Source organism: Thermomonospora sp. CIF 1 (genome assembly GCF_001896795.1).
GTDB classification, from domain to species: Bacteria; Actinomycetota; Actinomycetes; order Streptosporangiales; family Streptosporangiaceae; genus Thermomonospora; species Thermomonospora curvata.
Window position 1 is genome coordinate 519437 of record NZ_MOYN02000023.1, and the last position, 26184, is coordinate 545620.

Consider the following 26184-nt stretch of genomic DNA (forward strand, 5'->3'; position numbering starts at 1 on the left):
TGGATGTGACGAACACTCCAGCCGCTGCGTCCAAGGAAGAACACCATGGACCTTCTCACTACCTGGCGTAAGAGCAGCTATAGCGGCAACACCGGAGGCGGCTGTGTAGAGGCCGCCCGAATCGCTCCTACCGCTTGGCGCAAGAGCACCCACAGCGGCGGAAATGGCGCCTGTGTCGAAGTTGCCCGAATGAACACTGCCACTTGGTGCAAGAGCAGTCACAGCGGCGGCAACGGCGACTGCGTCGAAGTCGCCCGGCTGAAGACCGTCATCGGACTGCGCGACTCCAAGAACCCCGACGCCGGACACCTCACCATCTCCCCCGGAGCCTTCGCCACCCTCCTGACCCGCATCAAACACGGCGAACTGACGGCCTGACCGCCTCTCTCCCGCCCCGACCGGCCATGCGGCCTCTCGAGAACAAGCACGGCAGGCGGATCGCAAACCGCCTCCTGTGCTCCGGGCATCGAGCGAGCCCAGCGAGCAGGTCATCTCTGCGAAGCCTCCGCCCCTCCCCGCCTCCGCGTGGACCAGGCGAGGCGGCTGCCGGCCGAGCAGGCCCGAAAGGAACGGCCCGCCATCGGGAGTCCCCTCCCCTCCCGATGACGGGCCGGTGGCCGGCGTCCTGCACAAGGCAGGAGAGATGCACGGGTCTGGAAAATCCCGTTCGGTGAACGCAACGAAGACTCGGTCCCCTGCACACCGCGGCGGTCTTTGACGCCCCGCGTCAGACCGCAGGCCTGGCACAGCCTATATCGCACCTCACTTCATCGGATATGTAAAGCCGTCGCTGTCCGTAACCCTACCTTCGCTCAACGCAAGACGCGCCCCGAACGGGGAGCACGGGCTCGGCGGGTTCGCCGGGAACCGGCCCGGATCGCATGCCGAGCACCCCGGCCGGCCTCCTGTTTGAGCTGCTCAACGGGGCTATGGCTCGCCTCTGGGACGCACCTTGGCGCTCAGGGCCGTCCAGAACGACGCACCAATCAGTCATGTCACTTCTATGCAGAAATCATCATTCGCGCAAGTGACCGCAATACCAATAACGGTCACCCTTTCGGCCTCTTGGGCGGGAACACCAAGGATGGCCCACACGTCCGAAACCTTGATCAGAAAGTCGCGGCAAATGATCAGACCCAGGCATGTGAGATAAAGAGGCCAAAACCATTACATTCTTCTGCTCTCGTGCTTCAGAGAGAATGCGATCTTGTGCGCTGTCTCGGAGGCAAGTCCGCAGGGCACGCCGCCGCACGTCTCGGCACCGCCCTTCGCTCACATCCGCCCGAGAGCGGCGGGCACCGTGCGCTCGCCCCAGAGTCTGGGCGCTGAGCAGCTTCAACATCGAAAGCCGGTGTCCCGAGGCCCACGGCATGCTCACATGGCCGCGTCCAGGGCGGCCCGGCACCCGCCCGCCGACGCGAAAAGCGATCACCGGGTGAGCCGGCGCGGCGCATCAGCGCTTCTTCAGAAACCGGATCGCTTCCGTTGGCGGGCACGCGCCCAGTCTTGCGATGTCGATCGCGATCAGGCGCCATGGTGCGCGTTCACCTTGTGGGGCCCGCCGTGAGCCGCCAGGACGATGCCCCCACCGGCTCTTGCGACAGTTCGAACCCGTCCTCGAACACCCTGCGCACCACCAAAAAGCCGCAGCCGAGAGGGCCAAGCACCCGGCCACTGCTTCGCTCACCACCGGAGACGGCGCGTCCCGGCCTCCGGCCCCGCGCCCGGTCCGCGTTCAAGAGGCAAAGGAAGACACGCCACGCCGCGTCGCGATCGTGGAATCTTTACTGGGACGGGACCAGCGGTGCGCTGCGGTCCTCGGCGAGTGCGGGAAGGGCCGCGGCCTTGTGGTGTCCGCCTCGTCTCCCGCTTTGAACCCCGCCGTCCGTCCGGTCCGTCATGTGAAAGAGCCATCACGAGGAGAGTGCCGGATGCGTTTGCTGGAGCGGGACGATGCGCTGGGCCGGCTGCGGGAGGCGACGGAGCAGGCCGCGGGCGGCGCCGGGCGCGTCGTGGTGGTCGGCGGGGAGGCCGGGGTCGGCAAGACGACCCTGGTGCGGCGGTTCGCCTCCGAGCTCGATGACGGGGTGCGGGTGCTGTGGGGGGCCTGTGACGACCTGACGGTGCCGCAGCCGCTGGGACCGCTGCTGGAGATCGCCGAGCAGACCGGGGGGCTGCTGCTGCCGGCGGTGCAGGGCGGCGACCCGCGGGAGGTCGGCCGGACGCTGCGGGCCGTGCTGGCCGAGGACGTGCCGCGGGTGTGCGTGCTGGAGGATTGCCACTGGGCCGACGAGGCCACCTTGGACGTGCTGGCGCACGTGGCCCGGCGGCTGCGGGGCCTGCACACGGTGCTGCTGGTGACCTTCCGCGACGAAGGGCTGGGCGCCGACCACCGGCTGCGGGCGGTCATCGGGTCCATCCCGCCCGACGACCTGGTCCGGGTGCCGCTGCGTCCGCTGTCGCGGGCGGCGGTGGGCGAGCTGGCCGGGGCGGACGCCGACGTCGACGCCCTGTATGCGGCCACCGGGGGCAACCCGTTCCTGGTCACCGAGATGCTGGCGGCCGGCACCGGGGGCGAGGCCGGGCCGGTGCCGCCGACGGTGCGGGACGCGGTGCTGGCACGGGCGGCGCGGCTGGGCCCGGCGGCGCGGGCGCTGCTGGAGGCGGTGTCGGTGATCCCGGCCCGGGCCGAGCTGTGGCTGGTGGAGGAGCTGCTGGGGCCGGTGGCGGAGGCGGTGGAGGAGTGCGAGCGCTCCGGGCTGCTGGTGGTGGAGGGGCAGACCCTGCACTACCGGCATGAGCTGGCCCGTCTCGCCTACGCCCGCTCCCTGCCGTCACTGCGGTCGGTGGAGCTGAACCGGGCGATCCTGCGGGCGCTGGAGGAGCGCCGGCAGGACCCGGCCCGCCTGGTGCACCACGCCGAACAGGCCCACGACCACCGGGCGCTGGCCCGGCACGCGATGACCGCCGGGCGGCGGGCGGCCCGCAGCCGTTCCCACCGCGAGGCGGTGGCGTTGTTCGAACGGGCGCTGCGGCACCCGCAGGCGCTGGAACCGGCCGAACGCGCCGCGGCTTATGAGGCGCTGTCGGAGGAGGCCTACATCGACGGCCGCTCCGACCTGGCGCTGAGCGCCCGGCAGTCGGCGCTGGCGCTGCGGCGCGAGCAGGGCGACCTGCGGGCGGTCGGGGTGAACCTGTGCCGGCTGTCGCGGCTGCAGTGGTGGACGGGGCGGCGCCGCGAGGCCGAGGAGACCGCCGAGCAGGCGGTGGAGCTCCTGCGGCGGCTGGGGCCGTCCCGGGAACTGGCGCTGGCCTACAGCCACCAGTCGAACCTGCTGATGCTCGTCCAGCGCACCGGCGAGGCCATCACCGTCGGGGAGAAGGCGATGGAGCTGGCGCGGGTGCTCGGCGACACCGCCACGCTGCTGGACGCGCAGACCAACGTGGGCTCGGCGCGGATGTTCCACGACCCCGATGGCGGGCGCGAGCTGCTGCGGCGGGCCGGGGAGACGGCACTGGCGTGCGACCTGGAGGAGGATGTGGACCACATCGCCTGCCGGGCCTTCCACAACATCGCCTCCATCGACTTCGACCACTTCCGGCTGCGGGAGGCCCGGCCGCGGATCGAGCACGCCCTGTCGGTGGCCCGCAAGCTGGAGCAGTGGTGGTTCGAGGCCGACACGCTCATCCTGCGCGCGATACACGATCTGGCCTGCGGACGCTGGCAGGCCGCCGTGACGACCGTGGAGGAGCTGCTGGGGAGCGCCGAGCTGCCGAGTGTGTCGGAGGCGCCGGCGCTGCGGGTGCTGGCGGCCGTGGAGCTGCGGCGCGGCGGCCGGCAGGCGCACTCCCTCATCGAGCAGGCCTGGCGGCTGGCCCGTCCCACCGAGGAGCTGCAGTGGATGCGGCCCGCGGCGGCGTTGCGCGCCGAGGCCGCCTGGCTGGTCGGGGACGTGCGCGGCGTGCGGGAGGCCACCGACGCGGTCTACCCGGTCGCCCTGGAGCACGGCCACGCCTGGGACATCGGGGAGCTGGCGGTGTGGCGGTGGCGCGCCGGGCTGCTGCAGGCCGCCCCGCCCCGCTGTGCCGAACCTCACGCGCTGTCCATCGCCGGGGACTGGGAGGGCGCGGCCGCCGCCTGGGAGCGGATCGGCGCCCCCTATGAGCGGGCGCTGGCGTTGTGCGACGCCCCCGACCCGCAGGCCGTGCTGACCGGGCTGGGGATCTTGGACGAGCTGGGCGCGTCCGCCCCGGCCCGGCTGGTGCGCCGCCGCCTGCAGCGGCTGGGGGTGCGCAACGTGCCCCGCGGGCCGCGTCCGGCCACGCGCGCCCATCCGGCCGGGCTCAGCCGCCGCCAGGCCGAGGTGCTGGAGCTGGTGGCCGCCGGGATGTCCAACGCCGAGATCGCCAAGACCTTGTTCCTGACGCCCAAGACCGTCGAGCACCATGTGTCGGCGATCCTGCGCAAGCTGCGGGTGGATTCCCGGGCCGCCGCCGCCGAGGCCGCCCGTTCGCTGGGGCTCGTCCGTCCCCCGGCGGCGAGCGGCTGACCTGGGGACCGGCCTGAGAATCCCATGGGTTATACATGGTGGAGGATTGACCGATTCGCACCTTGCAGCCGGGGTGGGCCGCCGGCCGGGGGGAGCTTTACACGATGCCAGCCTTCAAAAAGCCGTTCGGCTTCCAGCCGCTCGAACAGCAGCTCGCCCAGCGGCAGGCCGAGCAGGAACGGCAGCCGGTCAAGCACGGCAAGTACATCGACCATCCCACCGCGCGTTATGTCCTCATCCTGCTGCTGACCCTCGTCGTGGTCGTGCACGTGGGCGGTGCCATCGTGCTGGCCCTGCTGGGCATCCACTAGGGCCGCGGAAGGCGGGGCGGGTCGAGCGGCCATCCCCCCACGGGGACCGGGGGCGGGCACCCGTACCGTTGACAGGATCTGGCGTTACCACGGGCGCCCGGGGCGCCCTTCGACAGGAGGTTCAATGTCCGCAAGTCATGCTGGACGGCCCAGCTCGTGGCTGGTCGTCGCGCTGGGCCTGATCGGTTTCACCATCGGCGGGGTCGCCCTGTGCATCGGCCCGAACTGGGTGCTGTTCGGTGTGGGCGTGGCCGTGACGGTGGTGAGCGGCGTGCTGGGCCTGGCGGTCGGCATCATGTCCGATGTGGTGCTGGACAAGCCGCGGGCGGTCTCCGGCGGTACCCCGGCGGCCAAGTCCGGCAGCTGACCCCCGAGAAGACGGCGAGCGCCCGCCTCCCGGATCCGGGAGGCGGGCGCTGTCATGTCCGGCCCGTCAGGCGAAGTAGCGCAGGTAGACGTAGACCCACGCCATGAAGGTGGTCAGCAGGGTGACGGTGATCCCGTACCGGGTGAACTCCCAGAACGAGATGCGGTGACCGCTGCGGGCGGCGATGCCGATGGCGACCACGTTGGCGCTGGCGGCGACGGCGGTGCCGTTGCCGCTGAAGTCGGCGCCCAGGGCGAAGGCCCACCACAGGGCCTGCCCGGTGGCCGCGTCGGGGGCCTCGGCGACCAGGCCCTCGACGATGGGCGCCATGGTGGCGGTGTAGGGGATGTTGTCGAAGAACGCCCCCAGCACCGCCGAGCCGAACAGCAGGGCCGTGGCGGCTCCGAAGAAGTTGTCGCCGACCGCCTCCACCGCCCAGGAGCCGGCGGTCTCGATGACCCCGGTGTGGACCAGCCCGCCGACCATCACGAACAGGCCCATGAAGAACACCAGGGTGGGCCACTCGACCTCGCCGAGGACATCGTTGATGTCGGTGCGGGCGACCAGGATCATCACGCCCGCCCCCAGCAGGGCGACGATCGAGGGCTCTATGTGCAGCACCGAGTGCAGCCCGAAGCCCAGCATCACCAGGGCCAGCACCACCAGGCAGCGCGCCAGCAGCGCCGGGTCGGTGATCGCCCGGCGTTCCTGCAGGGCCATCACCTCGGCCACCCGGTCGGGGTTGTAGTGGAACGACTTGCGGAACAGCACCCACGCCAGCAGCACGAACGCCACGCAGATGATCACGACGATGGGCGTCAGGTGCACCAGGAAGTCGTTGAAGCTCAGCCCGGCGCGGCTGCCGATGATGATGTTGGGCGGGTCGCCGATCAGCGTGGCCGCGCCGCCGATGTTGGAGGCCAGCACCTCGGCGATCAGGTAGGGCTGGACGGGGATCTGCAGCCGGTTGCAGACCACCACGGTGACCGGGGCCACCAGCATGATGGTGGTCACGTTGTCCAGGAACGGCGAGGTGATCGCGGTGATGGCCACGAGCATGACCATCAGCCGGTAGGGACGTCCCCGGGAGCGTTTGGCGGCCCAGATCGCCAGATAGTCGAAGACCCCGGTCTGCTTGATGATCCCGACGATGATCATCATGCCGAGCAGCAGGAAGATGACGTTCCAGTCGATCCCCTCGTGCTCGGAGAAGAACACCTCGGCGCCGGGGATGAGCTTCAGCGCCGCCATCGCGCCGGCGGCGATGAGCACGACCTTGACCTTGTCGGCCTTCTCGGTCGCGATGAAGAAGAAGGCGGTGACGAAGATGGCCAGGGCGAGGGTCGCGCTCATCGGCCTCGCCCCCCGCCGTTCACTCCTGCGGTGCGCTCAGCGCCAGGCTGCCCAGCAGCCGGTCCAAGGTGACGGCGCCGGTCATCGTCCCGCCCCGGTCCACCACGACGACCAGCGGGGTGCGCCGGCGGGCCATGAGCGCCGCGGCTTCCAGCAGCGTGGCGTCCTCCCGCACGGTGACCGGGCGGAAGTCCTGGTCGTGCAGGAAGTCGCCGATGGTGAGCTCGCCCAGTTCCCGCCAGAACAGGTCGGCGTGCGGCTCGTCCACGGTCCGGGCCAGCGCCGGGTCCTCCTGGTAGGACCGCGGCACCAGCATCCGGAGAATCTGGGTGCCGGGCACCACCATGCGGGGACGGCGGCGTTCGTCCACCACGATGAGTCCGGGCAGTCGCCCCAACGCCATGACCCGCACCGTCCGGGTGACCGAGTCTCCGACGGCCACGGTCGGCACCTGTATGGCGATGTCGCGTGCTCGCATGGCGTCCTCGCGGGGGGTGGACGTTCGTGATGACCCAGGCGGCCCGCCCTGCCTCCGCGTCCGATGCGCCGGGCGGAGCGGGCGGGAACAGCGCGGCGGGGAAGCTGAGCAAGGCCATCACTGCTCGTACCGGCGCCCGTCGTGGATGGGGGTCGTTGAGACGGTGATGTCTTTGCTCACAGGCGTTCCTTCCTCGCTGTCTACAGATCTGCCATGACAGGGTTTCCGATCAAGGAAGCCGACCGGTATGGGTGACAACCCCCATATGGGCACTTACGGAGCATGTATTCACCATGACGGACAAACCTCACAGCCCTCCGCCTGTGACCTGCAGTCCTCTCATTGAAGGTATCGCAGAGTGAGAACATCGTGACTTTCTGTTTTCACGGTGCTGATTCACAAGAAACCTCTCGCTGATGCAGTGGGCTGACATGCAAGCCCACATCGCGGAGAGGACGGCGTTATGAGCGAAACTCCCCGACAGTCCATCTACGAGGCCATCGGAGGCGAGGACGCGCTGATCGCGGTGGTCGACGACCTTTACCGCAGAATCCTCGACGACCCCCTGCTGAAGGGCTTTTTCACCTCGGTGAACATGCCCCGGCTCAAAGGACGGCAGGTGGAGTTCTTCGGCCAGGCCCTGGGCGGGCCGATGACCTACACCGGAGCCTCGATGCGCAAGGCGCACGCCGGGCTGGGCATCGGCCCCGAGCATTTCGCGGCGGTGGCCGGGCATCTGAAGGACGCGCTGGCCGGCGCCGGCGTCCCCGCGGACCTCATCGAGGAGATCATGAACCTGGTGGCGCCGCTGGCCGACGAGATCGTCACCGTCCCCGCGTCCACCGGCTGACCCGCCCGGTGGCGGCCGGACGAGCGGTGCGCCCGGCCGCCACGGAAACCGGCCCCGCCGCCGGATCTCCCCTCCACACCCGGCGACGGGGCCGCGCGGCGCCCGCTCCGGTGAGCGGCCCTGCGGGCCGGCGGCGTCCCACGCGCAACGGGCGCCTCACCGGACAGGACGCACGAGTCGCCATGATAGATGACCGTTAAATCAATCTTGCTGAGATTTCCTGGGACGACCGTCTGCTCGGTCCCGGGCACCGGCCGCGGTGGGCGAGCATGATGGCCATGGAGATCAAGACAGTGGGCTACGACCACCCCGACGCCGCCCGGCTGATCGACGGCATTCAGCAGGAGATGGTCGTGCGGTACGGAGGCCCGGACGAGACACCGGTCGAACCCGCCCAGTTCTCCCCGCCGAACGGGCTGTTCCTGGTCGGCTACCGGGACGGGGAGCCGGTGGCGTGCGGCGGCTGGCGCTCCCACGGGAACGGCACCGTCGAGATCAAGCGCATGTACGTGGTGCCGCAGGCCCGCGGCAACGGGTACGCCAGGCGCCTGCTGGCCGAACTCGAGCACACCGCCCGCCGGGCCGGGCACCGCCGCATCATCCTGGAGACCGGCGAGAAGCAGCCCGAGGCGGTGGCGCTGTACCGGTCGGCGGGCTACGGCGACGTCCCGCCCTTCGGGCACTACGCCTGCGCCCCGGGCAGCATCCACCTCGGCAAGGACCTCGACACCCCGGAAGACTCCGGCTGAGGCCGCGTGGAAGGGCGCGCGGCGCACCCCGCGGCCGCGCGCCCGAAGACCGAACCCTTTTCAACACGTGGCCCAAGGCCCCGGGGGTGGGAGCCTCGAGGGTCTCCGATGCCGTGACGTTGCAGGGCACAGCTTCGCCCCCGCCTGCGAGGCCTCGTCTCGACCTGCGGAAACGGTGCGTTGAAAAGGCTTGCTCACGCTCCGATGCTCCAGCGGTCGCCCCCGGCCACCACGTGCAGCAGCGAGCCCGGCTCCAGGACGAAGGAGGCCTCCCGATGATCCCACCCCACGGAGGCCAGGCAGGGGCCGCGGGTCAGGTCCTCGGTGAGGAGATGAACCTGAAGATCCTCCCACTTCTCCGAGGTGAAGCGGCGGAGGCGGAGCTCACGGCGAGGACCGGTGTACACGATGACCTCATCGTTGGCGCTCTCGATGAACGTGTCGAAGGAGCGCACCGGCAGATCGCCCTCCCCCAAGGGGGTGACATCGATGAACCAGTCGCGATCGGGGTTGTACCGCCTCTCTCCATGGGTTTCGATGGACCAGTTCCACCGAGCGTCGACGACGAGGATCATGGGCCCCTTGATCGGGAAGGTCGCCTCGACCGTGTCGGCGAGCACTCCCAGCTCGCGCCAGCGGAGGTCATAGCCCTTGATCCTCACGCCCTTTCGGCTGTTGGCGACTTTGGCGATCGCCGGCGGCCCGGTGTAGAGGAGCACCTCGCTTTCCTTGCCGGTGGCGCTCCGGTGCAGTAGGACGGCGTCGTGGGTCTCGTAGAAGGCCAGGTGCCAGACGGCATCGGAGGTGACGGACAGGTAGTTCAGGGAGCTGTGCCGCTCAAAGTGGAACCTGCCCTCTTCTCCGTGGAGTTCGTAACTGTTGAAGTAACCCTTATCGGAGGAGCGCTTCTTGCGCCCCTTGACCACGGTTTCTCCCAGCTTGCGCAACCCGACTCTCCAGGCGACGTCGTCGGGCTTTTCCTGCCTGATCTCCAGGATGGAGTCATAAGGCAGCTCCGGAGGAATGGGGACGACCTTGTTGCCCTTCCCCTCGATGACCGCCAGCGGGATCTTCACCCCTTCGCCCAGGTCTTTCCCAAAGTGCTCGAGCCGCCAGGAGGAGTCCTCAGAAATAATCTGCACCAAAGAATTTTGGTGCAGCGTGAACGTGGCCTCTTGCTTTTCGGACGTCCGGCTTTCCGGCCCGTTCAAGCCGACCTCATGACCGATGCGCAGGTCGTCGGTGAGCTGCCGGAAGACGACGCCGAACTCACCGGAGAGGGCCTTGGCGCGGACGGTGCAGGACGGCCCGGTGTAGCGGAACAGCTCGCTTCTTCCTCCCCCGCCCTCCACCAGGCCCGCCGAGGAGCGGACCGGGATCATCGCGGTCGTCATGGGCTCCACCCGGATCGACCACGAGCCGGCCGCCTCGACCTTCAGCACCGCCGGGCCGGGCAGTGGAACGAAGTCCGACCCTCCCATGGAAAGCCGGCCGAGCGCGCACATGTCCGTGCCGAATTCGATGATCTCGCCGAGGAGAAGAGCGTGGGGCACCTGTCCTTCAAAGCCGGTGCCGTCGTGCTCGAACCGCGCGAACCCCTTCGGGCCGGTGTAGACGAAGTATCCACCCCCCTTCCCGCTGATTTCTCTGCCGAAGCGTTCCAGCGACTGCGCGTCGAAAAAGGAGATCTCCCAGTCGGCGTCGCGAGGGGCGTCAATGCTGAGATAGGGGTATCGGTCCCCCGGGTAGAGGCGCCGGCCGCGGCCCATGCGCCGACGCCGCCCGCGTATCGCGATCGGCTCTGCCGCATTGGACTCGACTCTGTACAGCACGTAAGGCGGAAGATTCTCAGGCCGCCGCAGAAGCTTCGGGCCCCGACCGGAGAGCACGACCACCGGCGGACGGACCGGGCCGCTCCAGTCCAGCCTCGCGGCCTCGGGGGGCACGGTGTAATCTTTGCCGCCATGCCGGCGCGGCCTGCTCACCCATCTTCCCACCAGGGCGATCTCAAACCTGGCCAGCGCGTTATAGGCGTCCCGGAGAGCGACCTCAGCGCACATGCCTCCTGGTATGGATACCAGTGAGGGGGGAAGCACCATCTTGCGTTCCCCTTTATCCAGCTCACTCTCCAGCAGCCATGTGTAAGCGCTCCGGTAGTTTTTCCAGGGAACCTTCGCATGCGCTACTTCACGGGCGATCCTGATGGCTCGCCTGATCCTTTGCAGCTCCCAGTGCACAGACTCGTCGTCACTTTTCTCCTTATATTCGAAACGAAGCAATTCCACGGCCCAGGAGATCTGTGATATCTCCTTCTTCACCCGCCGTTGCAGCAACTTTTGCTTCAGCATGCGCACTCCGCGATCACCAGAACTGACGGCATGATATGCGCCATCGCCCGCCTGCACCGAAAATCAACGGCCCCCACTTGCGGATGACAGAAACACACTCATTTCGGAATGCCCGAAACACGGAGAGGCGATGCAAAGACACGCAGTCGGCACGGCCTCAACCTGCCCGGCGCGCTTTCCCGCGCACGATTTCAGCCGCCGGGAGCGCCGCGTCCCGGCCGTACCGTCCGGATCACGGCTGCGACCACACCTGTGAGCGCCCCTCTGGCGGCATGGCAGAAAGGCCGGTGAGGCTCCGGATGGAGGGCGCGGGGACGGGCCGTTCCAGATCGCGCCCTCTCCGGCGGGTCAGCGGCGGGTGACGGAGAAGGTGGTGCAGGACGAGCCGTCGGATTCGATGGTGCCGCTGATGCGCGAAGGACGGTTGACGGGGATCCGGGCGACCAGGTCCACCATCAGATAGTTGGCGGGACGTCTGATCCAGCGTTCGCCCTGCAGACGGAGAACACCATCGTCGGTGTAGGTGCCCTTCATGAGATAGGCACCGGAGGGAACTCCCGGATTGCTCGGATGGGCGAAGAAGCGGAAGACCGCCTCCAGCCCGTTATCGGAGGACCTCCTGATCCTCAGCCGCATGCCGGTCAGTCCCTGAGTGCAGGTGTAGGTGCCCTCCCACAGGCCGAGCAGGCCCGCCACCCTCCTGCGGCCCTGCGGCGTCGCCGAAGGCTGCGGCGTCTGTGTCGAAGGGACGGGTGCCGGCGGGTTCACCGCGCCGCTGTGGGGAGCGGCCGGCGGCGCGCTCGTCCGGGCGACCGGGGCCGGTTCCTCGCCGGAGCCGGAGGAGACCGCATACAGCCCCACGGCGGCCAGGCAGATCAGGGCGAACGCCGCCGCGCCCGCCACGGCGACCTTCGTCTTAGCGCGTCCGGCGGGCTGTTTCGCGGCGTCGGCGTAGCCGCCCGGGATGGTCGCCGCCCCGTAGGGGGCAGCGGCTCCCCCGGCACCGGGCTGCCCGGAGCCGTAAGGCCCCTGCCATCCACCGGGACCGGCGGGAGGCCACCCTCCGGCGCCCGGTCCCCATCCGGCGGCCCCCGGATACGGTCCGGCCGGGCCGCCCGGCGGCGCGGGAGGCGTTCCGGCAGGAGACCATGGAGCCGCCCCGGACGTCCCGAAAGATCCAGGTGTTCCGGGAGGCGCGGGCTCTCCGGAGGGTGCGAGCGGCGGCCCGAAGGGCGCAGGCGCCCCGGGCTGCTCAGACGGTGTGGAAGCCCCAGACGGCTCACCGGGCGCCGGCGGCATTCCCAAGGGCGCAGGTGATCCAGGCGGCCCAGGCTGCGGCCCGAACGCCGCGGGCGCCTCGGGTGCTCCGGGCATCCCGGACCGGTCGGGCGGCGCAGCGGCTCCCGGCGGTGCTCCGGACGCGCCGGCGGACCCGGCCGAGGGCTCCACCGGCGCGGGCCCACCGAACGGGCCGGGCGCCCCAGGGTGCTCAGCGGGCATGGAACCCCCCAGCGGCGTCCCGGACGCGCCGTCAGGCACAGGCGGCGCCCCGGAAGAGGCGAACGGCCCCGGTGGCGGCCCGAAGGGCGCAGGCTCCTCGGGCGCCCCCAACGGCGCAGGCCCGCCGAACCCGGCGGGCGCCCCAGGCGGCACAGGCGCCCCGAACGGCGGCTGGGCCGCCCCACCGGACGGCACGGGCGAACCGGATGCTCCAAACGAGGCGGGTTCCCCGGGCCGGTCAGCCGGTGCGGGAGCTTCGAACGGCGCTCCGGACGACTCGCCCGGTCCGAAAGAGGCGGACGGATCAGAGGCCACCCCGGGCGGCGGCCCGGTGGGTCCGGAAGGCGCGGGCGGACCGGACGGCGCCCCGAGGGGGGCGGATGCTCCGGACGGCCCGGGTCGGTCATACGGCATGGACGCCTCCAGCGGCGCCGCGGCGGACCCGGCTGAGGGATCCGCGCCGGAGGGTGCGGCAAGCGGCGGCACGGGCGCCCCGAACGGGACCGATCCGCTGGACGCCCCGAACGACTTGGGGAACGTTCCGGGCGAGTCGGCGGGAGCGGGCGCCGGAGCGGCGAGCTCGGGGGCCTCCCGTTCGGCGATCATGGCGGTCACCGCGGGGGGCAGCCAGGGGCCGGCGGTCTCCTGGGGGGAGGCCGCCGACAGCCGCTCCAGCACCTGGGAGACCGAAGGGCGGGCGGCGGGGTCCTTGGCCAGGCAGGCGGTGACCAGGTCGTGCAGCGGCTGCGGGAGGGCGGGCAGGTCGGGTTCGGCGGAGGTGATGCGGTGCACCACCGTGGCGAGCGAATCGCCGTCGAAGGGGCCGCGGCCGCAGGCGGCGAAGACCAGCACCGAGCCCAGGGAGAACACGTCGCTGGGCGGGCCGAGGTCGGTGGCGCCGCGGGCCTGCTCGGGAGACATGAAACCGGGGGTGCCGATCACCGAGCCGGCGGCGGTCAGCGCGGTGGCGTCGACGGCGCGGGCGATGCCGAAGTCGATGATCCGCGGGCCGTCGGCGGCCAGGATCACGTTGCCCGGTTTCAGGTCGCGGTGCACCAGCCCGCAGGAGTGGATGGCGGCCAGGCCCTCGGCCAGCCCGGCGCCCAGCCGCAGCACGGTGTGCAGCGGCAGCGGGCCGTGCGCATCGACCGCCTCCTGCAGCGACGGGCCGGGCACATAGGCGGTGATCAGCCAGGGCGGGTCGGCGGTCGGGTCGGCGTCCACCACCTGGGCGGTGTGGAAGCCGCCGACCCGGCGGGCCGCCTCCACCTCCTGGGCGAAGCGGCGGCGGAAGCCCTCATCGTCGGACAGGCCGGGCAGCACCAGCTTGACCGCGACCGGGCGCCCGCCCGGGGAGCGTCCCAGGAACACCTGTCCCATGCCGCCGCCGCCGAGCCGGCCCAGCAGCCGGTATCCCCCGACCACGGGCGGGTCCCCCGGCCGGAGAGGTTGCAGTGCCATAGCGTCCGTCCGTCGCCCGTTCGTCCCGATGCCGGCGCCCGGGCGCCGGCGGTGCCGCCTGTCGTCCTGCGGCCGTTTTCAGTGAACCACCATTCCAGCAGCGCGGTGGGACCGACGGCAAAATGCCGATTCCGGACACGGACGGTCCGGTGCGGTCAGCCGGCGTCCTCGCGGGGCCGGGCGCCGGGGTTCCAGGGGGTCGTCGCCTGCAGCACGGCCTCGGTGAGCGCCTGGGTCCGCAGCCCCGTCACCTCCCGGTACTCGGGGTCGGCGACCATGCGGCTGAAGGCCTCGCGGCTGGGGTAGCGCACCAGCATCACCGCGTCCCAGGCCTGGCCGTCCTCGGCGACCAGCGCCGTGGAGCCCTCCCCGGCGTACAGCACCTCCACGCCGTAGCGGGCCGAAAAACGCTTGGCGACCTCGCGGGCGTACTCGGCGTACGGCTTGCGGCCGCCGGGGGCGAACCGCAGCAGGTTCAGCATGACCACCGGGCCGCCGGGGTCTTCTTCCAGGAACTTCTTGAGGGCCTCTCCGGTGGGGTTCACGGCCATGGGCGTCTCCTGCTCCTCCAAGCGCAACGACGCGCCGAGTGTAAGTGCGTCCTTGAGCCGCGCCGCCGCGCCGGGGCCGCCTGCCCACCGCCTCGGGGGCGGTGCACAAGACGGCCGCCGTGCGGTTGTGGGACGGCCCAAGCCGGGGCTCAGGCGCGGCGCATGGCGGTGATGCCCGCCTGCAGCCCGACCAGCGCCATGGCCACGGCCGACAGGACGCCGTAGGCGACGGTGGCCGAGACCGGCTCGCCGTTGAAGAGGGCGCGTTCGGCGTCCACCACATAGGTGAGCGGGTTGAACTTCGACAGCACCTGCAGCCAGGCCGGTCCCTGATCGACCGGCAGCAGCATCCCGGCCAGCAGCAGCAGCGGGAACAGCAAGGTCTGCTGGACGATCCAGAACAGCGACTCTTTGTTCTTGGACGCCAGCGCCAGCGCGTACGACAGGCCGCCCAGTCCCACGGTGAAGGTCGCCACGATCAGCAGGGCGGGCACGGTGCCGAGCGGGTCGGGGCGGAAACCGAACGGGACGGTGACGGCGATGATGAGCAGCGCCTGCCCGATGGAGGGGACGATCTCCTTCAGCGCGCGGCCGACGATCAGGGCGGGCCGGCGCAGCGGGGAGACCAGCATCCGCTCGTGCGAGCCGGTCTGCATCTCATACAGCAGGTTGGAGCCGGTGGCCGAGCCGGCGAACAGGCACGACATGACGATGATGCCGGGCACGAACCACTGCAGGGCCGCGCCGCCGCCCACGCCGTCCGGCAGCAGCGGGCCGAACAAAGCCAGGAAGAACAGCGGCTGCACCATCGCGAACACCAGCGAGAACGGGTCGCGCAGGAGGGGGCGCAGCTCGCGGGTGAAGACGACGGCGATGTCGGAGAGCATGGTGGTGCGCACGACCGTCCCGGCCTCGTCCGCGGGCCCCTGGGGGAGGGCGGTCCTTTCTTGTAGTTCGGTCATGCCTTCTCCTCGGTGGCGGTCGTGGCGTTCTCTTCGCGGAGGCTGCGGCCGGTCAGGTTGAGGAAGACGTCGTCGAGGGTGGGGCGGGCGACCTCCACGGCGGCCACCGCGGCGCCCGCGTCCTCCAGGCGGCGCAGCAGCCCGGGGACGAGGCGGGAGCCGCCGTCGACGCGGATCCGCAGGCGCGCGCCGGTGCGTTCCAGGCGGGCGCCGGCCGGCAGGCCCGGCCGCTCGGCCGCGACGCGCCGGGCGTCGCCCTCGCGGTCGAAGGTCAGCGTGATCAGGTCGCCGACGTGCTCGGCCTTGAGGCGTTCGGGGGCGTCGTCGGCGACCAGCCTGCCGCGGTCGATCACCAGCACCCGTTCGGCCAGCTGCTCGGCCTCATCCAGGTAGTGGGTGGTCAGCACCACGGTGGTGCCGTGCTCGGCGCGCAGCCGGCGGATGTGGTCGGCCAGATTGGCCCGGTTCTGCGGGTCCAGCCCGGTGGACGGCTCGTCCAAGAACAGCAGGCGGGGGGCGTGGATCAGCCCCATCGCGATGTCCAGCCGGCGGCGCTGGCCGCCCGACAGCGACGAGACCACCCGGTCGGCCACCTCCGTCAGCTCCAGGGACTCGATCAGCTCCTGCGCCCGGGCGCGGGCCGCCGCGCGGCTCATCCCGTAGGCGCGGCCCTGGCTGATCAGCTCGTCCCGGCCGCGCTGGCCGTGCGCGGCGGCGTTGCCCTGGCCGACATAGCCGATCCGGGCGCGCACGCCGCGCGGGTCGGCCACCACGTCGTGCCCGGCGACGTGGGCCGTGCCGGAGGTGGGGGTCAGCAAGGTGGTGAGCATGCGCAGCATGGTGGATTTGCCGGCCCCGTTGGGGCCCAGCAGCGCCACCAGTTCCCCGGCCTCGACGGTCAGGTCCAGGCCGCGCACCGCCTCGACGACCTGTTTTTTGACGACGAAATGCTTGGTCAATCCGCGGGTGCGGATCATCGGTGCGGTCATGCCCTCACGCTAAGGAGGGTTCCGGTCAATATCTGTCCGGAATAGACCGGCATGATGGGGCCATGGCGAGCACGAGCGCGCGCATGCTGCGGCTGCTGTCCCTGCTGCAGACCCGCCGCTACTGGCCGGGGCCGGAGCTGGCCGCGAAGCTGGGGGTGAGCGAGCGGACGCTGCGGCGCGACATCGACCGGCTGCGGGAGTTGGGGTATCCGGTCGACGCCGAACGCGGGGTCGGCGGCGGCTACCAGTTGCGGTCGGGGACGGCGATGCCGCCGCTGCTGCTCGACGACGAGGAGGCGGTGGCGATCGCGGTGGGGCTGCGCTCGGCCGCCGCGGGCGCGGTGGGCGCCGGCGTCGGGGAGACCTCGGTGCGGGCGCTGGCCAAGGTCATCCAGGTGATGCCGCCCCGGCTGCGGCGGCGGGTCCAGGCGCTGCAGGACTACACCGAACCCGGCACGGGCGGTGCGGGCCCGGCGGTGGACGCCGAGGCGCTGACCGTGCTGGCCCAGTGCTGCCGCGACGGCGAGCGGCTGCGCTTCGCCTACCGGGCGCGCGACGGCCGGCAGAGCGCGCGGACGGTCGAGCCGCACCGCCTGGTCGCCCTGGACCGGCGCTGGTACCTGGTGGCCTGGGACCTGGAACGCCTGGACTGGCGCGTCTTCCGGGTCGACCGGCTGGGCGACCCGCTGCCGGCCGGCGAGCGTTTCCGCCCCCGGCCCATCCCCGGAGGGGACGCCGCCGCGTTCGTGTGCCGCCGGCTGGCCGCCGCTCCCAGCCGTCACCGCGTGGTGGTGGACGTGCAGGCGCCCGCCGCCCGAGTGCAGCGCGCCCTGGGCGTCTGGGGAAGGGTCGAGGCCACCGGCGAGCACTCCTGCCGGCTGGAGATGAACACCGACTCCCTGGACTGGCCGGTCATGATCTTGGCCATGCTGGGCGCGGACTTCCACGTCGTCCGGCCGCCCGAGCTGCTGGAGCGGCTGCGCGCCACGGCCGCGGCCCTGACCCGTTCGCTGGAGCGGCCCGCAGGCGGCGGATGAGGGCCGCCCGCCTCAGCGGGTGGCGGCCTCGATGTTCTGCTGGGAGCGCTTGATGTCCCGGCTGCCCTCCTCCAGGGCCAGCGCCATGCGGTCGAAGGTGGCCTTGGCCTCCTGCCAGGCGGCGCGGAAACGGTCGGCGCCCGGCCCCCACCAGATCTCGGTGCTGCTCACCGTGCGCCCGTTGAGGTCCTTGATCAGCGCGTCCAGGTTCCTGGCGTGCTTGCTGAACATGCGGGAGAGCTCTTCCAGAGCCGCGATGTTGGCGCCCCGCCTGTCGCTCATTGCCCCGTTCCTTCCGTCGGCACCGGTGACATCACTATTTACGCGCATGAGCGGCGCATGTGGAAGGCGTTCGGCCGAACCGGTCGCGGCAACAAGCGGCCGCCGCTCAGCCCACCGACTCCGGCGCCGCCGGCTGCGGAGCCTGCGGCGGGAGCGGAGGCGGCGGGTAGTCCCCCGGGTCGTTGATCGGGTCGGCGTCCGGGTCCACCACCTGCTCACCGACCAGCGTGATGCGGCCGCCTTCGGTGGCGAACTCAAAGCGCCGCCGCACCCGCTGGGTCATCGCCCGCTCCCCGGCCGGGGTGGCGTACTCCACCTCGGTGTACTCGGTGGCCTCCAACGTGATCCGGTCGCCTTCGTGGACGACGGTGGCCTCCTCCAGCCGGGTGCGCGCCGCCGTGAACGGAGGCCCGCCCGGCAGCGGCGCCCGGTTGCGGGTCTTCAGCCGGCGCAGCGCCTCCTGCTGCCGCCTGGCCAGCTCCGGCGCGATCCGCACCCCCAGCACCTCCGACGGCAGCGGCCGGGTGCGGGACCGCTGGACCAGCGCCTCGGTGCGGCGTTCCAGCATGGTGCGGGCGGCGGCGGTCAGCTGCTGCTTGGTCTCCTCGTCCACCGTGACCGGGCCGGCGGGTCCGGCGGCCGACGAGTGCGTCAGCAGGCAGGCGGCCAGCAGCACGACGGCCGGACCGGCCGCCTTGCACAGGCGGGTCGGGCGGCGAGGCATCCGGGCGGCTCCTGCGATCACCACGCTGCGGCGCCACCGGCCACGGCCGAGACGACGGCCCATGGCGCCGATCGATTCATCCCCATCGAATGGTCAAACGCTAGCCAAGACGGAAGATACACCCGCGGCCCGAAGACCCGCCGCGGGCAACCTTGTTCCCAAAGCCCTTCCGCGCCGCCGTGCCGTGGTCGAGTCCGGCGCGAGTGTGTGGGCGAACGATAAAAGCGGGGGCTTACGAAAGTCACCGAACGCGGTTATCTAGACTGCCGAGCAGGTTTGCAAGGGTCGCCGGTCCGGCACGGAGCCGCCGGTCAGAGCGGGGTCCGCATTGGGAGCGGCACCTCGGGAGGAGACGTAGGTGCGCAAAGTCCTGATCGCCAACCGCGGCGAAATCGCCGTACGCATCGCCCGTGCCTGCCGGGACGCCGGCCTGGCCAGTGTGGCCGTCTACGCCGAGCCCGATCTGGACGCGTTGCACGTGCGCATCGCGGATGAGGCTTATGCGCTGGGCGGGCAGACCGCCGCCGAAAGCTACCTGGACATCGAGAAGATCCTCAAGATCGCGGCGGATTCGGGCGCGGACGCCGTGCATCCCGGTTACGGGTTCCTGGCGGAGAACGCCGATTTCGCCCGGGCCGTCATCGACGCCGGGCTGATCTGGATCGGGCCGCCGCCGGAGGCCATCACCGCGCTGGGCGACAAGGTCAAGGCCCGCCACATCGCCCAGAAGGTGGGCGCCCCGCTGGTGGCCGGCACCAAGGACCCGGTGTCGGGGGTGGAGGAAGTGGTGGCCTTCGCCGAAGAGCACGGGCTGCCCATCGCGATCAAGGCCGCCTACGGCGGTGGCGGACGCGGCCTGAAGGTCGCCCGCACCCTGGAAGAGGTCCCCGAGCTGTATGAGTCGGCGGTGCGCGAGGCGATCGGCGCGTTCGGCCGCGGCGAGTGCTTCGTGGAGCGCTACCTGGACAAGCCCCGCCACGTGGAGACCCAGTGCCTGGCCGACAAGCACGGCAACGTGGTGGTGGTCTCCACCCGTGACTGCTCGCTGCAGCGCCGCCACCAGAAGCTGGTGGAGGAGGCCCCGGCCCCGTTCCTGACCGACGAGCAGATCGAGCTGCTGTACTCCTCCTCCAAGGCCATCCTCAAGGAGGCCGGCTACGTGGGCGCCGGCACCTGCGAGTTCCTGGTCGGCCAGGACGGCACGATCTCCTTCCTGGAGGTCAACACCCGGCTGCAGGTCGAGCACCCGGTCACCGAGGAGGTCACCGGCATCGACCTGGTGCGCGAGATGTTCCGCATCGCCGCCGGCGAGGAGCTGGGCTATGACGACCCGCCGGTGCGGGGTCACTCCATCGAGTTCCGCATCAACGCCGAGGACGCCGGGCGCAACTTCCTGCCGGCGGTCGGGACGCTGCGCACCTGGCGTCCGCCCTCCGGCCCCGGGGTGCGGCTGGACTCCGGGTACGAGGAGGGCCAGACCATCCCGCAGGCGTTCGACTCGCTGATCGCCAAGCTGATCGTCACCGGCGCCACCCGCGAGCAGGCCATCGAGCGGGCCCGCCGGGCGCTGGCGGAGTTCACCGTCGACGGCACGCCCACCGTGCTGCCCTTCCACCGGGCGGTGCTGGAGGACCCGGCCTATGTCGGCGAGCCGTTCGCGGTCCACACCCGCTGGATCGAGACCGAGTTCGACAACACCATCGCCCCCTACCAGGCCGACCCCGCCGAGGAGAGTGAGGCGGCCGAGCGGGAGCGCATCACCGTGGAGGTCGGCGGCAAGCGCCTGGAGGTCACGCTGCCGGCCGGGCTGGGCGCCTCGGGCGGCGCGGCGGCCGGCAAGGCCGCGCCCGCCCGCCGCCGCGGCGGCCGCAAGGGCGGCGGCGCGTCGGCCGGCGGCGACTCGCTGGTCAGCCCGATGCAGGGCACCATCGTCAAGGTCGTCGTCGAAGAGGGCCAGACCGTGGCCGAGGGCGACACCGTGGTGGTGCTGGAGGCCATGAAGATGGAGCAGCCGCTGACCGCCCACAAGGCCGGCACCGTCACCGGCCTGTCGGCCAAGGTCGGCGACACCGTCGCCAACGGCGCGGTGATCTGCGAGATCAAGGACGCTTAAGGCCCGGCCCGGTTTCCGGCCCGCCGGTCTCGTCATGCCGCGAAGACCGGCGGGCCGTTTCGTCTCCCCAGGCCCGGACGGCGCCCGGATACGGGGGTTTCGTCCCAGGCCAGGCATGGTTCCCGCCTGCTGGGTAGGGGCAGCCCAAAGGAGGGAGCCACCTGTGAAACTGGCCTTTCTACGTCCTCTGTATGAGCAGCCGGGTCCGTTCGTCTCGCTGTACCTGGACACCCGGCGGCACACCGTCGAGGCCACCAAGGCGCTGACGCTGCGCTGGCGCAACGCCCGCGAGGAGCTGCAGCGGCGGGGAGCCGACACCGCGACGCTGGAGGCGATCGCGGACATCGTCACCGACCGGGACAACCCCGCCCCCGGCCGGGCGCTGCTGGCCGCCGGCGGCCGGGTGATCTACCAGGAGGTGCTGCCCGAACCGCCGCTGGAGGTGATCGCGCACGTCGGCGACCTGCCGGAGGTGATGCCGCTGCTGGAGCGCCGGGAGGAGCCGGTGCGGCACGTGTGCGTCAAGGCCGACCGGCAGGGCGCCGAGATCGTCAGCGTGGGCGAGCGGCGGCGGACGGTCACCACCGTCGAGGGCATCGAATGGCCGATCCGCAAGGTCAACAGGGGCGGCTGGTCGCACTCGCACTTCCAGCGCAGCGCCGAGGACACCTGGGAGACCAACGCCCGCGAGGTCGCCACCGAGACGGCCCGGCAGGCCGACGCGGTGGACGCCGAGGTCATCATCGTCAGCGGGGACGTGCGCGCCCGCGAGCTGGTGATGAAGGACCTCGGGGAGGCCTACGCCCGCCGCGCGGTGCTCGCCGAGCACGGCAGCCGCAGCCCCGGCGCCGATGAGGCGGCCTGGGAGAAGGAGGTCCGCTCGATCCTGCAGCGGGTCATCGACGAGCGCCATGACGCGGTGGTGGCCCGTTTCCGGGAGGCCTACGGACGCGGCGACGCGGTCGCCGGGCTGAACGACGTGGCCGAGGCGCTGCGCGACGGCCAGGTGGAGACCTTGCTGGTGGTGCGCCCGCTGCGCGGCGAGCTGTGGTATGGGCCGCACCCGCACGAGCTGGGCGTCTCCCGGCGGCAACTGCAGGACCTGGGCGTCGCCGAGCCGCGCCGCGCCACGGCCGGGGCGGTGCTGGCCCGCGCGGCCGCCACCACCGACGCCGAGATCGTCTTCACCGAGGCCATAGATCCGCCCGACGGGGTGGGCGCGGTGCTCCGCTACCTGGCCGCGTGAAGCGGCGGCCCGGGTCCGTCCGGCTATCTGAAGAGGCAGGCATGAGGAGATGGGCACCATCGTCGCCCGATCCGCCGCGGTGGCGGCGGCCGGGCTGCTGCTGTTGGTCGCGCTGATCGCGCCGGGCGCGCCCGCCCGGTCCGACACCGTCGGCCAGATCACCGAGGGGCTGCGCTCCTCCCGGCTGTATGTGACCACCGAGGCCCGCGGCGCGCTGGACGCCGCGGGCCAGGCCCGGGTGCGCCGGGCGCTGGAGGCCGCCGACCGGGCCGACGTCCGGGCGGTCGTCACCCGGGCGGGGGTGGACCAGCGGACCTTGATCGGGATGCTGCGCGCGGTGCAAAGCCGCCTCGACCGGGGCGGGACCTATGTGGCGATCACCGCCGACGACCGGATGCTGGCGATCTCCGACCGGATGTCCGGCACGGAGCTCAACCGGCTGATCGCGCAGACCGGCGGCGGCATCGAAGAGCGGCTGGTGGCCTTCAGCCGGCTGGCCGAGGACCAGGCCATTGAAAGCGCCCGCTCCGGCGCGATCACCACGTACGTGATGCTGGTCCTGCTGGTCCTGGTGGCGGCCGCGGTCACCGGGCTGATGCTGGTGTCGCGCGCCCGCGGCCGCAGGCGCCTGGCCCGGCAGATGGCCGAGCTCAAAGACAGCGTCCAAGAGGACGTCACCAGGCTGGGCGAGGACATCGCCGCCTTGGACCTGCGCGTCACCGACCCCGGGCTGGACCCGGCGGCGCGCGAGGACTACGCGCGTGCGCTGGACTCCTACGACGCCGCCAAGGCGGCCGTGGCGGCCGCACGGCGCCCCGAGGACATGCGCGAGGTCACCTCGGCGCTGGAGGACGGCCGCTACCACATGGCCGCGGTGCGCGCCCGGCTGGCGGGCGAGCCCGTGCCCGAACGCCGCCCGCCGTGCTTCTTCAACCCCCAGCACGGCCCGTCCGCCCGGGACGTGGTGTGGGCGCCGCCCGGCGGCACGCCGCGCGAGGTTCCGGCCTGCGCCGCCGACGCCGAGGCGGTGGAGGGCGGCGCCGATCCCGACGCCCGCCTGGTCCCGGTCGGCGGCACCCGGCGGCCCTACTGGGACGCCGGCCCCCTTTACGCCCCCTACGCAGGCGGCTACTACCGTGGTTTCGGCGGCGTCGACCTGCTCAGCGGCATGCTGATCGGGACGACGCTGGGCGCGGTGCTCACCCCCGGCTGGGGCTTGGGCGCCCACGGCGACCAGCTCGGCGGCGACGCCGGCGACCTGGGCGGAGGCTGGGACTTCGGCAGTGGCGACTTCGGTGGTGGTTTCGGCGGCGACTTTTGACCGGCGGACTTTCGGCGGGCACGTCCTGACGCGGGTGCGCCGGCCCGGGCGGGAGGCGCGGTGACCCGTCTGCCCGGCGACCCCTCGCCGTGGCGGCGGGCGTGTTATGCGCTCGGCTTCCGGCTGCCGCCGGAGAACCGCGAGTGGGTGTGGCACGACCTGACCGACGCCGGGTGGCGGGGCCGGCTGCTGCTGCGCCACCTGGCCGTCATGCTTCCGCTGTGCGCCCTGCTGGCGCTGCTGCCGGGGGCCTGGTGGCTGCGGGTGGCGGTGCCGTTGCTGGCCCTGCTCACCAGCGCGCTGACCGTCCTGGTCAGCGCGGACGACCTGCGGCGGGCCCGGTTGCGCCGCCACGGGCTGCCCCCGGCCGGCCGGCGCGGGTAGCGGCGGCCGGCCCGCCGAGACGCAAAGGGCCCGGCGCGTCCCCGGCCGCCCGCACGGGCCGCCGGTGAGAACGCACCAGGCTCGATCGGCGCCGTGGCGGCGTCCGCCCGGCCACGGTCACTGCGGGTGGGTGCGCCCGCGCCGGAACGCGGCGACCAGGGCCACGCCGATCACGGCCAGGACGATCTGGAAGAGCAGTTCGATCCAGTCGATTCCGCGGGTGGTGGCGACGCCCACCCACTGGGCCAGCGCGGTGCCCAGCAGGGCGGCGACGATGCCGACGCCGATGGTGAGCAGGATGCCGATGGGCTGCCGTCCCGGCAGGATCAGCCTGCCCAGCGCCCCTATGATCGCGCCGACGATGATCGCGGTGATGATTCCGGTAACGGTCACTCGGCTTGACCTTTCCTTGAGTCTTGCTGTCCCGCCACGTGTGCCCGCTGAAACCGGTTTCTCACCTCTGGTGCCGATATTGGCTGCTCATCGCCGTATGCGGCGGCCTTCCCGGGCGCAGCGGCCCGCTGCGCGTTCAGGTAGATCCCAGGTCAGGATTTCCCAGCGCCGGGCTCGCCGGCCCGCCGGGTGAGAGCCGCCGGCGCGCTCCCCGCCGCGGTGCCGCCGAAGGCGGCGGGGCGGAAAGCCTCAGAAAGCCTCAGTACGCCGACTCCTGCATCAGCCGGCGCGACGCCTCGGTGATGCTGCCCGACAGCGAGGGGTAGACGGCGAAGGTCTGGGCGAGCTGGTCCACCGTCAGGTGCTGCTGGACGGCCAGCGACACGGCCAGGATCAGCTCGCTGGCGCGGGGGGCCACGATCACCCCGCCCAGCACGATGCCGGTGGAGGGGCGGCAGAACAGCTTGACGAAGCCGTCCTCAAAGCCCTGCATCTTGGCGCGCGGGTTGCTGAACAGCGGCAGCATCACGCTGCGGGCGTTGACCTCCCCGGCGTCGATCATCTTCTGGGTGACCCCGACGGTGGCCACCTCCGGGTCGGTGAAGATGTTGGCGGCCACCCAGCCGAGCTTGAGCGGCTGGACGGCCTCGCCGAGGGCGTGCCACATGGCGATGCGGCCCTGCATGGCGGCGACCGAGGCCAGCATCATCACCCCGGTGCAGTCGCCGGCGGCGTAGATGTGGCTGACCGAGGTGCGGGAGACCTTGTCGACCTGCACAAAGCCCCGCGACAGCTTGACGCCGGCCTTCTCCAGGCCGATGCCGCGGGTGTTGGGCTCCATGCCCACCGTCATCAGGCAGTGCGAGCCTTCGACCTTGCGGCCGTCCTCCAAGGTGACGACCACGCCGTCGCCGGTGCGTTCCACCGCGGCGGCCCTGGAACGTGACAACACCTTCATGCCGCGGCGCAGGAACACCTCCTGCAGCACACCGGCCGCGTCGGCGTCCTCGGTCGGCAGGATGCGGTCCCGCGAGGAGATCAGCGTGACCCGCGAGCCCAGCGACAGGTAGGCCCCGGCCAGCTCGGCGCCGGTGACGCCGGAGCCGACCACGATCAGCTCCTCGGGCAGCTCCGTCAGGTCGTACAGGTGCCGCCAGCTCAGGATGCGCTCACCGTCGGGCTCGGCGCCCGGCAGCACCCGCGGGGTGGCGCCGGTGGCGATCAGGATGATGTCGGCCGGCAGGTCGGTGCCGTTCACCGTCACGGTGTGCGGGTCGCTCAGCCGGGCCTCGCCGCGCACGATCCGCACATCCTCATAGGCCAGCCGCTCGGCCACATCGAAGGACTGGGCCCTCGCCAGGTCCTTGACCCGCTTGTTGACCTGGGCGAGGTCGACCGTGAGGCCGCCGACGATGCCGTCGGGGCCGCCGTCGAAGCGCAGCCCCAGCGAGGCCGACTCGCTCATCACCCCCATCCGGGTCGAGGTGGCGATGAGCGTCTTGGAGGGCACGCAGTCGGTCAGCACACAGGCGCCCCCCAGCCCGGTGCGCTCCACGATCGTCACGTCGGCGCCGAGTTGTGCGGCGACCAGTGCGGCCTCGTAGCCGCCGGGGCCCCCTCCGATGATCACGATGCGGGTCATATCGTCCATTGTTTCGTATCAAGACAAGTGAACGGTCCGGTCGGGATACGGCGCGGGCCGCTCCCCCGGCGGCCCTTGAAGGCCGTACGCTTGACAAGCGTGGCTCTGTACGCGGCGTACGCCTCCAACATGGATCCGGCGCAGATGGCTCAGCGCGCGCCCCACTCTCCCCTGCGCGGCACCGGCTGGCTGCAGGGCTGGCGGCTGACGTTCGGCGGCCAGGACGTCGGCTGGGACGGTGCGCTGGCCACCGTGGTCGAGGACCCCGACGAGCAGGTCTTCGTCGTGCTGTACGACGTCCCCTCCTGGGACGAGCAGGAGCTGGACGCCTGGGAGGGCGCCGAGCTCGGCGTCTACCGCAAGATCCGGGTGCGGGTGCAGACCCTCGACGGCGACGTTCTGTGCTGGACCTACGTGCTGGACGACTACGAAGGCGGCCTGCCGTCGGCGCGCTACCTGGGCATCCTGGCCGATGCGGCCGAGGCCGCCGGGGCGCCCGACGACTACGTCAAGGAACTGCGCAACCGCCCCTGCAAGTCGCTGGGCGATCCCCCGCTGTGAGATCGCGGCGGT

The 26184-nt window shown here is 71.6% G+C and carries 23 protein-coding genes; 12 read left to right on the forward strand and 11 right to left on the reverse strand.

Translation table 11 applies throughout. From position 1 onward, the window contains the following. The first annotated feature begins 45 nt into the window (after positions 1 to 45). The 4 genes from BUE48_RS24550 to BUE48_RS20710 all read left to right on the forward strand — a co-directional run bounded on the left by BUE48_RS24550 (position 46) and on the right by BUE48_RS20710 (position 5228). Positions 46 to 378 (forward strand): DUF397 domain-containing protein, encoded by a 333-nt coding sequence (locus BUE48_RS24550; protein WP_353745307.1) that lies wholly within the window; start codon positions 46 to 48, stop codon positions 376 to 378. A 1553-nt stretch (positions 379 to 1931) separates the two neighbouring features. Next, positions 1932 to 4550 carry a helix-turn-helix transcriptional regulator gene (locus BUE48_RS20700; RefSeq protein ID WP_286990775.1) on the forward strand — a complete coding sequence of 873 codons (2619 nt, stop codon included), beginning with the start codon at positions 1932 to 1934 and terminating at the stop codon, positions 4548 to 4550. A 104-nt stretch (positions 4551 to 4654) separates the two neighbouring features. Continuing rightward, positions 4655 to 4861: a hypothetical protein gene (locus tag BUE48_RS20705; protein WP_012854471.1), complete on the forward strand. Its 207-nt coding sequence runs from the start codon at positions 4655 to 4657 to the stop codon at positions 4859 to 4861. A 124-nt stretch (positions 4862 to 4985) separates the two neighbouring features. Beyond that, the gene (locus BUE48_RS20710; RefSeq protein ID WP_012854472.1) at positions 4986 to 5228 is read left to right on the forward strand and encodes an HGxxPAAW family protein; all 243 of its coding nucleotides are present in this window, start codon (positions 4986 to 4988) and stop codon (positions 5226 to 5228) included. A gap of 66 nt (positions 5229 to 5294) precedes the next feature. Here the strand turns inward: BUE48_RS20710 and BUE48_RS20715 are convergent, their stop codons facing one another. Both BUE48_RS20715 and BUE48_RS20720 read right to left on the reverse strand, forming a co-directional pair. Then, positions 5295 to 6581 carry an ArsB/NhaD family transporter gene (locus BUE48_RS20715; protein WP_286990776.1) on the reverse strand — a complete coding sequence of 429 codons (1287 nt, stop codon included), beginning with the start codon at positions 6579 to 6581 and terminating at the stop codon, positions 5295 to 5297. A 19-nt stretch (positions 6582 to 6600) separates the two neighbouring features. Beyond that, positions 6601 to 7059: a CBS domain-containing protein gene (locus tag BUE48_RS20720; RefSeq protein ID WP_286990777.1), complete on the reverse strand. Its 459-nt coding sequence runs from the start codon at positions 7057 to 7059 to the stop codon at positions 6601 to 6603. Positions 7060 to 7522: 463 nt separating this feature from the next. Between BUE48_RS20720 and BUE48_RS20725 the strand changes: the two genes are divergently transcribed. Both BUE48_RS20725 and BUE48_RS20730 read left to right on the forward strand, forming a co-directional pair. Continuing rightward, positions 7523 to 7909: a group I truncated hemoglobin gene (locus BUE48_RS20725; RefSeq protein ID WP_012854475.1), complete on the forward strand. Its 387-nt coding sequence runs from the start codon at positions 7523 to 7525 to the stop codon at positions 7907 to 7909. A gap of 278 nt (positions 7910 to 8187) precedes the next feature. Further along, a complete protein-coding gene (locus BUE48_RS20730) occupies positions 8188 to 8658 on the forward strand; it encodes a GNAT family N-acetyltransferase (RefSeq protein ID WP_286990778.1) in 471 nt (156 codons plus the stop codon). 194 nt (positions 8659 to 8852) lie between these two features. Here the strand turns inward: BUE48_RS20730 and BUE48_RS20735 are convergent, their stop codons facing one another. The 5 genes from BUE48_RS20735 to BUE48_RS20755 form a co-directional block, all read right to left on the reverse strand. Beyond that, positions 8853 to 11006, reverse strand: coding sequence for a hypothetical protein (locus BUE48_RS20735; protein WP_286990779.1), 2154 nt, complete (start codon positions 11004 to 11006; stop codon positions 8853 to 8855). A gap of 348 nt (positions 11007 to 11354) precedes the next feature. Continuing rightward, positions 11355 to 13967 carry a serine/threonine-protein kinase gene (locus BUE48_RS20740; protein ID WP_286990780.1) on the reverse strand — a complete coding sequence of 871 codons (2613 nt, stop codon included), beginning with the start codon at positions 13965 to 13967 and terminating at the stop codon, positions 11355 to 11357. Positions 13968 to 14122: 155 nt separating this feature from the next. Beyond that, the gene (locus BUE48_RS20745; protein ID WP_012854479.1) at positions 14123 to 14518 is read right to left on the reverse strand and encodes a DUF1330 domain-containing protein; all 396 of its coding nucleotides are present in this window, start codon (positions 14516 to 14518) and stop codon (positions 14123 to 14125) included. A gap of 149 nt (positions 14519 to 14667) precedes the next feature. Then, entirely contained in the window at positions 14668 to 15480 is an 813-nt protein-coding gene (locus BUE48_RS20750) for an ABC transporter permease (protein WP_012854480.1), read from the reverse strand. Continuing rightward, entirely contained in the window at positions 15477 to 16457 is a 981-nt protein-coding gene (locus BUE48_RS20755) for an ABC transporter ATP-binding protein (protein WP_286990856.1), read from the reverse strand. Before BUE48_RS20755 ends, BUE48_RS20750 begins: the two co-directional genes overlap by 4 nt. A 74-nt stretch (positions 16458 to 16531) precedes the next feature. On the opposite strand from BUE48_RS20755, the gene BUE48_RS20760 reads away from it, so the two are divergent. After that, entirely contained in the window at positions 16532 to 17506 is a 975-nt protein-coding gene (locus BUE48_RS20760) for a helix-turn-helix transcriptional regulator (RefSeq protein ID WP_148233069.1), read from the forward strand. Between the two features lie 12 nt (positions 17507 to 17518). Here the strand turns inward: BUE48_RS20760 and BUE48_RS20765 are convergent, their stop codons facing one another. Both BUE48_RS20765 and BUE48_RS20770 read right to left on the reverse strand, forming a co-directional pair. Further along, on the reverse strand, positions 17519 to 17788 hold the full coding sequence (locus BUE48_RS20765; RefSeq protein ID WP_286990781.1) for a WXG100 family type VII secretion target: 270 nt from the start codon (positions 17786 to 17788) through the stop codon (positions 17519 to 17521). 106 nt (positions 17789 to 17894) lie between these two features. Then, complete coding sequence (locus BUE48_RS20770; RefSeq protein ID WP_012854484.1) at positions 17895 to 18512, reverse strand: hypothetical protein; 618 nt, start codon at positions 18510 to 18512, stop codon at positions 17895 to 17897. Between the two features lie 358 nt (positions 18513 to 18870). Here BUE48_RS20770 and BUE48_RS20775 point away from each other — a divergent pair, with 358 nt between their 5' ends. The 4 genes from BUE48_RS20775 (at position 18871) to BUE48_RS20790 (ending at position 23576) form a co-directional block, all read left to right on the forward strand. After that, positions 18871 to 20625 carry an acetyl/propionyl/methylcrotonyl-CoA carboxylase subunit alpha gene (locus BUE48_RS20775; protein WP_286990782.1) on the forward strand — a complete coding sequence of 585 codons (1755 nt, stop codon included), beginning with the start codon at positions 18871 to 18873 and terminating at the stop codon, positions 20623 to 20625. A gap of 163 nt (positions 20626 to 20788) precedes the next feature. Then, on the forward strand, positions 20789 to 21871 hold the full coding sequence (locus BUE48_RS20780) for a baeRF2 domain-containing protein (RefSeq protein WP_012854486.1): 1083 nt from the start codon (positions 20789 to 20791) through the stop codon (positions 21869 to 21871). A 49-nt stretch (positions 21872 to 21920) separates the two neighbouring features. Further along, a complete protein-coding gene (locus BUE48_RS20785) occupies positions 21921 to 23192 on the forward strand; it encodes a hypothetical protein (protein WP_286990783.1) in 1272 nt (423 codons plus the stop codon). 60 nt (positions 23193 to 23252) lie between these two features. Further along, positions 23253 to 23576, forward strand: coding sequence for a DUF5313 family protein (locus tag BUE48_RS20790; protein ID WP_012854488.1), 324 nt, complete (start codon positions 23253 to 23255; stop codon positions 23574 to 23576). Positions 23577 to 23693: 117 nt separating this feature from the next. Here the strand turns inward: BUE48_RS20790 and BUE48_RS20795 are convergent, their stop codons facing one another. Both BUE48_RS20795 and BUE48_RS20800 read right to left on the reverse strand, forming a co-directional pair. After that, positions 23694 to 23969, reverse strand: a complete 276-nt coding sequence (locus BUE48_RS20795) for a GlsB/YeaQ/YmgE family stress response membrane protein (RefSeq protein WP_012854489.1) — start codon at positions 23967 to 23969, stop codon at positions 23694 to 23696. 259 nt (positions 23970 to 24228) lie between these two features. Next, positions 24229 to 25611: an NAD(P)H-quinone dehydrogenase gene (locus tag BUE48_RS20800; RefSeq protein WP_012854490.1), complete on the reverse strand. Its 1383-nt coding sequence runs from the start codon at positions 25609 to 25611 to the stop codon at positions 24229 to 24231. A 99-nt stretch (positions 25612 to 25710) separates the two neighbouring features. On the opposite strand from BUE48_RS20800, the gene BUE48_RS20805 reads away from it, so the two are divergent. Continuing rightward, a complete protein-coding gene (locus BUE48_RS20805; RefSeq protein WP_041440179.1) occupies positions 25711 to 26172 on the forward strand; it encodes a gamma-glutamylcyclotransferase family protein in 462 nt (153 codons plus the stop codon). Positions 26173 to 26184: the final 12 nt, after the last annotated feature.

What these genes read in the sequence shown, in the direction of transcription:
- BUE48_RS24550 (WP_353745307.1), top strand. Translation starts at nt 46, where the DNA reads ATGGACCTTCTCACTACCTGGCGTAAGAGCAGCTATAGCGGCAACACC.
- BUE48_RS20700 (WP_286990775.1), top strand. Translation starts at nt 1,932, where the DNA reads ATGCGTTTGCTGGAGCGGGACGATGCGCTGGGCCGGCTGCGGGAGGCG.
- BUE48_RS20705 (WP_012854471.1), top strand. Translation starts at nt 4,655, where the DNA reads ATGCCAGCCTTCAAAAAGCCGTTCGGCTTCCAGCCGCTCGAACAGCAG.
- BUE48_RS20710 (WP_012854472.1), top strand. Translation starts at nt 4,986, where the DNA reads ATGTCCGCAAGTCATGCTGGACGGCCCAGCTCGTGGCTGGTCGTCGCG.
- BUE48_RS20715 (WP_286990776.1), bottom strand. Translation starts at nt 6,581, where the DNA reads ATGAGCGCGACCCTCGCCCTGGCCATCTTCGTCACCGCCTTCTTCTTC.
- BUE48_RS20720 (WP_286990777.1), bottom strand. Translation starts at nt 7,059, where the DNA reads ATGCGAGCACGCGACATCGCCATACAGGTGCCGACCGTGGCCGTCGGA.
- BUE48_RS20725 (WP_012854475.1), top strand. Translation starts at nt 7,523, where the DNA reads ATGAGCGAAACTCCCCGACAGTCCATCTACGAGGCCATCGGAGGCGAG.
- BUE48_RS20730 (WP_286990778.1), top strand. Translation starts at nt 8,188, where the DNA reads ATGGAGATCAAGACAGTGGGCTACGACCACCCCGACGCCGCCCGGCTG.
- BUE48_RS20735 (WP_286990779.1), bottom strand. Translation starts at nt 11,006, where the DNA reads ATGCTGAAGCAAAAGTTGCTGCAACGGCGGGTGAAGAAGGAGATATCA.
- BUE48_RS20740 (WP_286990780.1), bottom strand. Translation starts at nt 13,967, where the DNA reads ATGGCACTGCAACCTCTCCGGCCGGGGGACCCGCCCGTGGTCGGGGGA.
- BUE48_RS20745 (WP_012854479.1), bottom strand. Translation starts at nt 14,518, where the DNA reads ATGGCCGTGAACCCCACCGGAGAGGCCCTCAAGAAGTTCCTGGAAGAA.
- BUE48_RS20750 (WP_012854480.1), bottom strand. Translation starts at nt 15,480, where the DNA reads ATGACCGAACTACAAGAAAGGACCGCCCTCCCCCAGGGGCCCGCGGAC.
- BUE48_RS20755 (WP_286990856.1), bottom strand. Translation starts at nt 16,457, where the DNA reads ATGATCCGCACCCGCGGATTGACCAAGCATTTCGTCGTCAAAAAACAG.
- BUE48_RS20760 (WP_148233069.1), top strand. Translation starts at nt 16,532, where the DNA reads ATGGCGAGCACGAGCGCGCGCATGCTGCGGCTGCTGTCCCTGCTGCAG.
- BUE48_RS20765 (WP_286990781.1), bottom strand. Translation starts at nt 17,788, where the DNA reads ATGAGCGACAGGCGGGGCGCCAACATCGCGGCTCTGGAAGAGCTCTCC.
- BUE48_RS20770 (WP_012854484.1), bottom strand. Translation starts at nt 18,512, where the DNA reads ATGCCTCGCCGCCCGACCCGCCTGTGCAAGGCGGCCGGTCCGGCCGTC.
- BUE48_RS20785 (WP_286990783.1), top strand. Translation starts at nt 21,921, where the DNA reads ATGGGCACCATCGTCGCCCGATCCGCCGCGGTGGCGGCGGCCGGGCTG.
- BUE48_RS20800 (WP_012854490.1), bottom strand. Translation starts at nt 25,611, where the DNA reads ATGACCCGCATCGTGATCATCGGAGGGGGCCCCGGCGGCTACGAGGCC.